Raw genomic sequence first — 10,862 nt, 5'->3', positions numbered from 1 at the left:
AATATAGTTTACCTTGACCACCCTAATGGATACACCACCGTTTATATGCACAACGAGCGTTTTAATGATGCCATTAGCAAAGCCGTGCGCGATTACCAGTACCAACACCAGCAATATGATGTTGATTTTAACCTCCCTCCCGGCCAGATTGAGGTTTGCCAGGGCGACGTTATTAGCATATCGGGCGCATCAGGCGCGGTTGAAGGGCCTCACCTGCATTTTGAGGTACGCGATACCAAAACCGAAGAGATAATTAACCCGCAGCTTTTTGGCATTACTATTCCGGATAAGGTGGCTCCGTCAATAAGCGCGGTGGGTATTTATCATTTAGATAATAAACCTTTTAGCGAAAATACCCCGCGTGAATTTTTATCGGTGACTGGCAGCGCGGGCAACTATCATTTAACACGCCCGGGCGTAATTAATGTAAGCGGCAACACCGGCTTTGGTATTACCGCTTACGATAAAAACAGCGCATCGGCAAGCCGTAATGGCGTTTACTCGATTGAGTTGCAGGTGGATGATAAAACCGTATATACCTACGCTATTGAACGTTTTGGCTTTGATCAAACCCATGCCATTAATGCATATATTGATTACCCTGCCCTAATAACAACCGGCAGATGGGTGCAAAAATGCTTTATACTGCCGGGCAGCAAAATCTCGCTTTACCCGCAATCCATAAACAGGGGAATTATAAATTTTAATGACGATGGCGACCATGAGGTTAAATATATTGTTAAGGATGTGGCGGGCAATACTTCAACTGTTTTGCTTCATGTAAAATCGCATACGCCCACGGCAATTGCTACCAGCCAGTTAAACGGCACCTTATTTCATTATGACAAAAAAAATGAATTTGTTAACGACAAGGTAAAAGTTACCATAATGCCCGGCAATTTATATGATGATGTAGATTTTACTTACTCAACATTACCCATGCGGCCCGAAGCGTTTTCGGTAACGCACCGTATTCATAACCGCTTTACACCTATACATGACCAATATGACCTTTGGATAAAACCCGACCGTGATTTGGGGCAATTAGCCAACAAAGCCGTTATTGTAAGTACTGCGGGCGGCTATGCAGGTGGCGTGTATGAAGACGGGTACGTAAAAGGTCAGCCAAAAACCTTTGGCGATTTTTATATCCGTATGGATGATGTACCGCCGCGTATTGTACCTGTAAACATAAGCAATAGCAAAAACATGGCTAAACTTAGCCGTATATCATTACGGATAAGCGATAATCTATCGGGCATAAAAAGCTATAACGGTAAAATTGACGGTAAATGGGTGTTAATGGAATGGGATTATAAAACAAGAGTGTTAAGTTATACCTTTGATAATATTGCCCACGGCAAACATAATTTTGAATTAACCGTTACGGATAATAAAGATAATAGCGCGGTATATACTGCGGATTTTTATAGATAGTTGATTGAGTGAGTGGTTTATTGGGAGAATAGTTATTTTAGTAACTGATTAACCACTCACTTAATCAACCTGATCAACCAATAAACCAAAAATGACAACACTTAAACAAGGCGACAAGGCCCCAAATTTTACAGCTAAGGACCAAAACGGCAAAACCGTTTCGCTGACAGATTTTAAAGGCAAAACCGTTATTTTATACTTTTATCCAAAAGATGATACGCCCGGCTGTACCGCCGAAGCATGCGATTTCAGGGATAATTATCAATCATTGTTAAGCAAGGGGTTTGAAGTAATTGGTGTTAGTACCGATGACGAAAAATCGCACAAAAAATTTGAGAGCAAATACAACCTGCCATTTCCGCTTATTGCTGATGAGGATAAGAAAATTGTAGAAGCCTACGGCGTGTGGGGCGAAAAAAACATGTATGGTAAAACTTATATGGGTACCATGCGTACTACGTTTATTATAAATGCCGATGGGTACATCCAAAAGGTAATTGATAAGGTTGATACCAAAGCATCATCACAACAAGTGTTGAATGTGTTGTAATTAAAATAGTATTTTAGCGGTTTGATGCACTAAAAACCGCATCACTTATATAAAAAAATATGCCGGCACAAGTTGTTGACGATGCTGAAATATTAAGCAAGTTTCAGGATGAAAGGACCCGTAATGAGGCTTTCAAAATTTTACTTAATAAATACCAGCAAAAAATTTACTGGCACGTTAGGCGTATGGTAATTGACCATGACGACGCTGACGATTTGGTACAGGATGTATTTATAAAGGTTTGGAAAAACCTGGCCGGTTTCAGGAACGATGCGCAGTTATATACCTGGATGTACCGTATAGCCACTAATGAGTGTATCACTTTTTTAAATAAAAAAAAGCAGAAAAATAATATATCGCTGGATGATGTAGATTATGAACTGGCAGATACGCTTAGCGAGTCTGACTATTTTACCGGCGACCAGATACAGAAAAAATTACAGCAGGCTTTATTAACTTTACCTGAGAAACAAAAGCTGGTATTTAACATGAAATACTACGATGATATGAAATATGAAGAAATATCAGAAGTATTAGGTACCAGTGTTGGCGCTTTAAAAGCGTCGTTTCACCTGGCCGTCAAAAAAATAGAAGCACACTTGCTCAAAGAGGATTAATTTTTTAATGAAATTTTGATGAAATTATTAAACCTTTGGGTTTTATTTATATCTATATGGTATTATGAAAAGTGATATAGGAAATAAAGAATGGCTAAATGACTACGGGCAGTTAAAAAAGGTTAACCCAAATAACCCTTTTACGGTACCCGAAGGCTACTTTAACGAGTTGAGTAGGCGAATTGTATCCGGTATCCGTTTAAATGATTTAAAGCAAAATGAGCAACAAGAGTTTTCTGTTCCTGAAAATTATTTTGATGATTTAAGCGGCAATATAATGAGCCGTATAAATATTGAGCAAACTTTAAACCAGCAAACGGGTTTTACGGTGCCTGATAATTATTTTGAACAATTAAACGCGCAAATACATAGCCGTGTAGTTGTTGAGGAGGTTTTGGTTACCACACCCCAAGCGTTAACCGTGCCCGAAGGTTATTTTGACCAATTAAATAAAAACATACTTAACCAAACGGTTAACCTGGATATGGTTAAACGTAAGGGTATAATAAGGCAGTTGTATAATGCCCCTGCCTTTAAATATGCCACAGCTGCCTGTTTTGTAGCCATAGTGGGTGCCGGATTATTTTTCAGGCCAACATCTGACATCACTGCACACAAATCTTCGTACCTGCATAAACAATTATCCGGTGTTTCTGACCAGGAAATGGAAAGCTATTTAAAATTATATGCAGATGGTAATGAAGCACAGCATATAATAAATGCCGAGGGCCTTACGGTTAATGACGCCCGGTTGCAAAGTGATTTAAACGATTACGTAGATTCGCAATAATGATAACAATGAATAAGTTTAGCAAACCTATTTTTGTTGCTCTATTAATAATGGGTATAGGTTACAGCAGTTTTGCACAGCGGACGCAAAACAATATCACACCTGCTAATGATAATTTGCCGCGCGAGTCGCAAACCAGGAAGGTACAAATAATTAAAGAAAACTTTATTGTTCGTGAACTGGCTTTATCACCTGCCGATGCAACTAAGTTTTTACACATTTATCGAAGCTATCAAAATGCACTTAGCGAGATAAGGCGGTTAAAACGCCTAAATAACTCCTCATCGCAAACTAACGGAAATGCTCAACTGGATAAGGACCTGAGCTATGACCGGAAACTTATTGATACCAAAGAATATTACCAGAATGAGTTTTTAAAAATAATGTCGCCCGAAAAAGTGAGCAAGATGTACAAAAGCGAGCAAACGTTTAAGGACGAAATTTTCCGTAACCTCAACGAACGGCAGAATTAAAAACATTTAACATATATATATAAAGGCTTACCGCATAAAGTGGTAAGCCTTTAGTATTTTTGCGCTATGCTAACCCTTCGCCAGCTTTTTTTAGCCAACAACGCGCAAACCACCAATTTCCCCCTGCTATTGGAATTTGAACGTGCCGAAGGCATTTATATGTATGATAAGAATGGCAAGGCTTATATTGACCTTATATCAGGCATAGGCGTAAGTAACCTGGGGCATAGCAATCCATACGTAATTAACGCCGTTAAAAACCAATTAGATAAATACATGCACCTGATGGTGTATGGCGAATACGTGCAAACCCCGCAAGTACTTTTTGCCGAAAAACTAATATCATTACTGCCTGATAACCTGCAATCCGTTTATTTTACCAACTCGGGCACCGAAGCGGTTGAGGGCGCTTTAAAGTTGGCTAAAAGATATACAGGCAGGCAGGAGATCATTGCTTTCAACCACTCATACCATGGCAGCACACACGGTGCTTTAAGCGTTATGGGTAATGAGGATTACAAACAAGCCTACCGCCCGCTGTTACCGGGCGTAAAATTTATCCGCTTTAACCATATTGATGACCTCCAAAACATAACCACCCAAACCGCTTGCGTTATTATGGAAACCATACAGGGCGAAGCCGGCATACACGTACCCAACATAGCATACATGCAAGCCCTGCGTCAACGCTGCACCCAAACCGGAACTTTATTGATACTGGACGAGATACAAGCCGCCTTTGGCCGCACCGGTAAACTATTCGCGTTTCAACATTTTGATATTGTACCTGATATTTTATTACTGGCAAAGGCATTAGGCGGCGGCATGCCTGTAGGCGCTTTTATAGCCTCAAATCAGGTTATGAGCGCATTAAAAGAAAACCCGATACTTGGTCATATTACCACATTTGGCGGCCACCCGGTATGCTGTGCTGCAGGCCTTGCCGCTTTAGAGGTATTGCTTACCGAAAAGCTTACAGACCAGGTTGAAGAAAAGGAAATACTGATAAAACAATTACTGGTACACCCCGCCATAAAACAAATACGCGGCAAGGGCTTGATGCTGGCCATTGAAATGGAGAGCTTTGACCTCAATAAAAAAATAATTGACCGTTGTATAGAACATGGCGTAATTACCGATTGGTTTTTACACTGCTCAAACGCTATGCGTATTGCCCCCCCGCTTATCATCACACCCGATGAACTCAAAAAAGCCTGTTCAGTAATTGTGGAGGCCATTGAATATTATAGTTAACTTGCTTAACATCTCAATACTATTGTCTGTTTCGAAGCAAATTGCTAACCCTTAACTATTTTAAGGAAAGTAACTGAGACGAAAAATTTTTGGTACGGTTTATGCAAAACTAAAGGCACTATACAAAAAAAGTGCCTTTTAAGCCTGTATGCTAATTTTCAGGAGTATTTCTGCACTATTTTTTAGTCATTCTAATAATAATGACGCACATGTTTTGACCTTAACACATTAGTTATAAATATTTATGAAAATAGCTTATATATCCACTTATCCGCCCCGCGAATGCGGAATAGCTACGTTTAACCAAAATTTGGTTCGCGCCGTTGCGACCAATTTTCCGGAAAGAGAAACGCTGCTTAAGGGTGACTTTGTGGTAGCACTTACCGACTCGGAAAACATGCATGAGTATGAATATCCGGAGGAAGTGAAATATGTGGTGCGTCAAAACCACCAAAAAGATTATATACGGGCTGCAAATTATGTAAATACCAGCAGCGCCGATGTTTGTATAATGGAGCACGAATTTGGTATTTATGGCGGCGAAAGCGGTATATATATCCTTCCGTTTATTAACCGTTTAGAAAAACCGCTGATATCTATTTTACATACTATTTTAAAAGAGCCCAGCTATGTGCAGCGCATTATTATACGCGAGATAGCCGAGCAATCATCAAAAATAATTGTGATGAGTAACCGGGCTGTTGAGTTTTTAACCACTATTTATGATATACCTGCCGAGAAAATACAAATAATTGAACATGGCGTACCCGATGTTGAGGCCCCTGAGGTAAACCCGGTAAAAAGCCTTAGCCAATTTAAAAACCATAAAGTACTACTAACATTCGGCTTGATAAGCCGCAATAAAGGGCTGGAAACTGTGGTAAATGCGCTACCTAAAATTGTTGCCAAACACCCTGACGTTATGTACGTAATATTAGGTAATACACACCCGGGAGTGTTAAAAAATTCGGGCGAGGAGTACCGGGACCACCTAAAAACTTTGGCCGCCCAATTAAATGTATCGCAAAACCTTTCATTCATAAACAAATTTGTAACCGAAGAAGAGTTGATACACTACTTATCAGCTGCCGAAGTTTATGTTACCCCATATTTAAACGAAGCACAAATAACCAGCGGGACATTATCATACGCGGTTGGTGCGGGTTCGGCAGTAGTTTCAACACCGTACTGGCACGCTACCGAATTATTGGACCATAACCGTGGCCGTTTATTTGATTTCAAAAATTCTGAACAGTTAGCTGATATTGTTTTAGAGTTGCTGGATAACCCCGCAACCCTGAATGATTTAAAACAAAATGCTTACGACTATGGGCTGCACCTGCGCTGGCCGGCCACCGGATCAGAATTTATAAAGGTTGCCCAGGAAGCTATTTATGAGCATGATTTTAGGGATAAAATATTAAAAAACAGCATAGTTGACCCTGAAATAATGCCCAAATTTAGTCTGGCGCACGTAATACGCCTAACTGATGATACAGGTATAGTACAACATGCCAAATATGGCATACCCAATTTAAAAGAAGGGTATTGTTTGGATGATAATGCGCGCGCGCTTATAATGGCGCTCATGGCTTATGAACGTAATAACAGCAAGGAGGCTTATGACCTGCTGCCTATATACCTAAGCTACATCCACTATATGCAAACCGAGGATGGTAATTTCCGTAATTTTTTGAGTTTTAGCAGGCACTATCTGGATGAAGTGGGATCAGAAGATTCATTTGGCCGTACCATTTGGGCACTTGGGCATTTAATTGGCTGCACATCGCGCAACTCATACCGTGAATTTGCCACCGAAATATTTCACCGTTCATTTCCGCATTTTTCAAAACTGCATCATTTAAGAGGAGTTGCCAACACCATGATAGGTGTAAGTCTTTATTTAGCCGTATACCCTACTGATGAGGGCATGGTAAATGAATTGGTAAGGCTTACTGATATGCTAATGGCGGCATATAAAAATGCCCAAACTGATGACTGGCATTGGTTTGAAGATGGGCTGACTTATGATAATGCCATATTACCGCTGGCACTGCTGCATTCATGCGAAATAACCGGCAACGAAAAGGTTAAAAAAATAGCCTTAAAAACCATGGCGTTTTTAGATGAACTTACTTTATCAAATGGCTATTTAAGCCCCGTTGGTAATGATGGGTGGTATTATAAAGGTAAAACCTTCCCGGTGTTTGACCAGCAGGCCATTGAAACCATGGCCATGGTGCTGTTGCACTTTCAAGCCTATAAAACTTTCCGTAAGCCGGAGTATATTGAAAAAATGTTTTTATGCTACAGGTGGTTTTTGGGCGAAAACACGTTGCGTGCGCCGTTGTATGACCACGAAACCAAGGGCTGCTGTGATGGCTTATTGCCAACAGGTATTAACCGCAACCAGGGTGCCGAAAGCACATTGGCTTACCTGATATCGCACTTAACGGTATTAAAGGCTTTTGAGCTTGAATACGAGTATAACAAGTTTACACAAAAACTGCATTCGGCTAAATGAGGGTAGCAGTGTTATCGCCTGTGGCCTGGCGCACACCGCCCAGGCATTACGGCCCGTGGGAGCAAATAGCATCAAACATTGCCGAAGGTTTAATAAAACTGGGTGTTGATGTTACCCTTTTTGCCACTGGCTACTCCATTACCGCCGGTAAACTTGACGCTATATGCGCACAGGGGTATGAGGAAGACCGCTGTCAGGACGCTAAAGTATTGGAGTGCCTGCATATTAGTAACCTGATGGAAAAAGCAGGAAATTTTGACATCATTCATAACAACTTTGATTTTTTGCCGCTTACTTATTCAGCCCTTATAAAAACACCGATGTTAACTACCATACACGGATTTTCGTCGCCCAGAATAATACCGGTTTATAAAAAATATAATGAAACTAATCATTATGTATCCATAAGCAATGCCGACAGAAACCATGAGCTTAGTTACCTTGCTACTGTTTATAACGGCTTGGATACTACTAATTTTAAATTTAGCCATACCCCTGAAGATTACCTACTATACTTTGGCCGCATACACCCTGATAAGGGCACTGCCGAAGCCATCGCGATAGCAAAAAAAAGTAAGCGCAAATTATTAATTGCCGGCATTGTGCAGGATGAAACCTATTTTAAAGAAAAAATTGAACCCGAACTTAATGATGATATTAAATTTTTAGGAAGCGCAGGGCCTGAAAAACGAAGCGAACTACTGGGCATGGTAGCAGCACTTTTACACCCTATAAATTTTAATGAACCCTTTGGCTTAAGTGTAGCCGAAGCCATGCTTTGCGGCACGCCGGTTATAGCTTTTAACCGCGGATCTATGCCCGAGTTGATCAAACACCAGGAAACCGGTTTTTTAGTAAGTAGCGTTGATGAAGCTGTAGAAGCAGTAAATAACCTGCCATTAATAAACAGGCAGTATTGTTGTGACTGGGCCACTTCAAAATTCTCAGTTGATAAAATGGCAGGAGATTATTTGGAATTATATAAGCGAATTTTAGGATAAACACGCTTCTCTTTTATTTATTTTCTACTTTTTTCTCCTTCAACTTTGCTATCAACTCATTCAGATCAACTTCGGCAAATGATGTTGAGTAATCTGAAAGGCCGTAAGGTATTATAAGTTTATTGTTATTGATAATAGATCCGCATGAATAAATAACATTGGGTACGTAGCCTTCGCGTTCATCGCTATTAGGGGTAAGTAAGGGCTCGTTTAGTCGGCCTATTTCTATAGCAGGGTCGTCAAGTTTAAGCAAACTTGCACCCAGTACATACTTACGCATAGGGCCAACACCGTGAGTAATCATTATCCACCCATGTTCTGTTTCAATAGGCGACCCGCAATTACCTATCTGTACAAACTCCCAGGTAAATTTGGGTTGCTGCAATAGTATAGGCTTTTCCCATATATTTATTTTATCAGAGTACATGATGTAGTTATTGCAGCCATCAATACGCGATATCATTACATATTTACCATTTATTTTACGCGGAAACAGCGCCAGGTTTTTATTTTGCGCCCCTGCCCCGTATAAAGGCATAATTTTAAAATTATAAAAATCAGTTGTTTGCAGCAGCTTAGGCATTATTAATGAGCCATCATAAGCGGTATAAGTAGCATAATATACCGAGCTGTTATCATCATTTTTAAACTCTACAAAGCGTGCATCTTCAATACCCTTACGTTCGTATTCGGATATAGGGAATATTACCCTGTCGGATATATCGGTGTCCATAGAGAATACGATCTCATAATACGAATCGGCCAGCCACAATACTTTGTCATATTCCAGCCTTTTCATATCATTTTCCTGTAGCTTTTGCGAATCAGCTATGATACGCCGCAACGTGGAATATTCAAAATGGTGGTCAAGCCTTCCCTCCAGTTCGCGCAGCACATCAATATTTATCTGGGTGACAGTGGCTTTATCAAAAAACAGCTTTTTGTTATATACAGCATTGCGCACAATTTCGGCCTCATCAACGTAATTACCGGCGGGCATTACGGTAATATTGTTGTTTTTATCAAAAAGTGCCCTGCGAAAAGTTATTGAAGAAATATGCCCCTCGCCCACGGCCCTAAAGCTCATTATTACCCTGCGCTCGCCTTCCCGCAACTCGGTTTGGTCGGGGTCCTGTATTATTGAAGGGTTAAAAAATGCGGCCGACTCGATAGAGTATTCATGCGTAAAATACGAACCGATAAGCAGCTTGCGGTAAACCGATAACGTATCAAAATCAATTTCCAACTCAGCCAGCAGGGGCTTTAACTTGCTGCAATGCCGGTTTAAAACCCGGGTTATATTACGGTGACGCTTTGAATATTCCTGCAAAAGTGGTGATATAATGCCGAAAGCGGTTTCTTCGCTTATGCTCATCACTCGTTCTATTACTTCTTTTGCCCTATCATTACCATTAAAAAAGAACCTTGCTATTACTCGTTTTGAATCTGGGTTAACTCTTACAGGCTTTCGCTCAACGGATAGTCTCATACTTGTTTTTATACGTTACTCTATAACATCAACTTTGGTAAATTGATTTGAGTAATTTGTTTTTTGTTGGTTGTGAAGAGTTGCAAATATTGTAGAAGTTATATGTTTTAACTTTTACAACCTCTACAACCCTTTTAACTTAAATCATATTATTCCTTTTAATAAGATATGATTTGAGGATATTTTGAAAACCATCATGTATGTTGGCGTCAACCATATCAATTTTATATTGGGCACACTTTAACTCCAGTTCATGCCTGAACCGGGTAAGCGAGGCGTGGTAGCTATCGCGTATTTTGTTAGGGTGTACCTTAACCTCATCGCCGCTTTCAATATCAATAAAATGATGCGGGCGGTTATCAAAACTAAAGTCAATTTCTTTTTGCTTATCGTTCACATTAAAAATAACCACTTCGTGTTTATTATATTTTAAGTGTTGTATAGCTGCAAAAAGGGCCTGCAGCTTATCGTCGCTCATATTATTTTCAAGCATATCGCTAAAAATAATGATCATTGACCGCTGGTGAACTTCTTGTGCGATATGGTGCAATACATCAGCTATATTGGTTACCGTGTTTACTTTAGGCTCATTATAAGCTTTTTCTAACTGGGCGTACAAATAAAACAAGTGTGTTGAGGTTGATTTAACCCCGCTTATCCAATCAATCTTATCCGAAAAAAGGCCCAGGCTAAATGCATCGCGCTGCTTTTTAAACAGGTACATTAA

General features: G+C 40.1%; 10 protein-coding genes. 8 read left to right on the top strand and 2 right to left on the bottom strand.

Features of this window, described 5'->3' with window-relative positions:
• The 8 genes from ABI367_RS00050 to ABI367_RS00015 form a co-directional block, all read left to right on the top strand.
• Nucleotides 1-1,437: M23 family metallopeptidase (locus ABI367_RS00050; protein WP_462227107.1), on the top strand; the 1,437-nt coding region annotated here is incomplete at its 5' end.
• 91 nt (nt 1,438-1,528) lie between these two features.
• Complete coding sequence (gene bcp, locus ABI367_RS00045; RefSeq protein ID WP_462227106.1) at nt 1,529-1,987, top strand: thioredoxin-dependent thiol peroxidase; 459 nt, start codon at nt 1,529-1,531, stop codon at nt 1,985-1,987.
• A gap of 59 nt (nt 1,988-2,046) precedes the next feature.
• Nucleotides 2,047-2,604 (top strand): RNA polymerase sigma factor, encoded by a 558-nt coding sequence (locus ABI367_RS00040; RefSeq protein ID WP_462227105.1) that lies wholly within the window; start codon nt 2,047-2,049, stop codon nt 2,602-2,604.
• Between the two features lie 64 nt (nt 2,605-2,668).
• Complete coding sequence (locus ABI367_RS00035) at nt 2,669-3,394, top strand: hypothetical protein (protein WP_462227104.1); 726 nt, start codon at nt 2,669-2,671, stop codon at nt 3,392-3,394.
• Nucleotides 3,395-3,402: 8 nt separating this feature from the next.
• Nucleotides 3,403-3,867, top strand: coding sequence for a hypothetical protein (locus ABI367_RS00030; RefSeq protein WP_462227103.1), 465 nt, complete (start codon nt 3,403-3,405; stop codon nt 3,865-3,867).
• A gap of 66 nt (nt 3,868-3,933) precedes the next feature.
• Complete coding sequence (locus tag ABI367_RS00025) at nt 3,934-5,121, top strand: aspartate aminotransferase family protein (RefSeq protein ID WP_462227102.1); 1,188 nt, start codon at nt 3,934-3,936, stop codon at nt 5,119-5,121.
• Nucleotides 5,122-5,365: 244 nt separating this feature from the next.
• Nucleotides 5,366-7,645 carry a glycosyltransferase family 4 protein gene (locus ABI367_RS00020; RefSeq protein ID WP_462227101.1) on the top strand — a complete coding sequence of 760 codons (2,280 nt, stop codon included), beginning with the start codon at nt 5,366-5,368 and terminating at the stop codon, nt 7,643-7,645.
• On the top strand, nt 7,642-8,646 hold the full coding sequence (locus tag ABI367_RS00015) for a glycosyltransferase family 4 protein (protein WP_462227100.1): 1,005 nt from the start codon (nt 7,642-7,644) through the stop codon (nt 8,644-8,646). Before ABI367_RS00020 ends, ABI367_RS00015 begins: the two co-directional genes overlap by 4 nt.
• Before the next feature lie 13 nt (nt 8,647-8,659).
• Here the strand turns inward: ABI367_RS00015 and ABI367_RS00010 are convergent, their stop codons facing one another.
• Nucleotides 8,660-10,135 (bottom strand): glycoside hydrolase family 130 protein, encoded by a 1,476-nt coding sequence (locus ABI367_RS00010; protein WP_462227099.1) that lies wholly within the window; start codon nt 10,133-10,135, stop codon nt 8,660-8,662.
• A gap of 139 nt (nt 10,136-10,274) precedes the next feature.
• Nucleotides 10,275-10,862, bottom strand: a 588-nt coding sequence (locus tag ABI367_RS00005; RefSeq protein ID WP_462227098.1) for a DUF58 domain-containing protein, incomplete at its 5' end; no start/stop codon positions are given.

Origin of the sequence: Mucilaginibacter sp. (assembly GCF_039935595.1) — a bacterium.
Taxonomy (GTDB): Bacteria; Bacteroidota; Bacteroidia; order Sphingobacteriales; family Sphingobacteriaceae; genus Mucilaginibacter.
The sequence above is the reverse complement of the archived record's forward strand: the minus strand, read 5'-3'. Positions and strand labels throughout refer to the sequence as shown.